The 449-nt window shown below is 43.0% G+C and carries 1 protein-coding gene; it reads right to left on the minus strand.

Annotated elements, in window-relative coordinates:
• A partial coding sequence (locus tag KH893_RS12205) for a lipoate--protein ligase family protein (protein ID WP_281166327.1) occupies window positions 1-449 on the minus strand: 449 nt, incomplete at both ends.

Raw genomic sequence — 449 nt, forward strand, 5'->3', positions numbered from 1 at the left:
TCGCTGAGAAGATATTCTTGGTCTTTGCCTTCATCGGCCAGGTAATATTGCAAAGCTTTCCAGAATTTCTCTAACGTGAGTCCCGCCGGAGCATAATCCTTAATATTTCCAACCCGTGAACGGACCGAAGTAGCAGCCTTGGAAATAAATTTTTCGTCAGCAACATTTAGTGATCGAACCATCGTGTCGACATTCGAATTCCAAAGCAAAGTTCCGTGGTGCATTAAATAACCACCGGCATAGCGTTGAGCATTTCCGCTAACTTTTTTACCATCAACAGTCAGATCGTTTCGACCGGTAATTTGTGCATCAATACCGACTTCATGTAATGCGTCATACATCGGTTTGACGAATTTATGAAAATCGACTTCTGCACTGCTTGCTACCGGGACAAAGAAAGTAAAACAAATATTTCCTAAATCATGGTAAACGGCTCCGCCACCAGACAC

Origin of the sequence: Liquorilactobacillus sicerae (assembly GCF_029916425.1) — a bacterium.
GTDB lineage: Bacteria > Bacillota > Bacilli > Lactobacillales > Lactobacillaceae > Liquorilactobacillus > Liquorilactobacillus sicerae.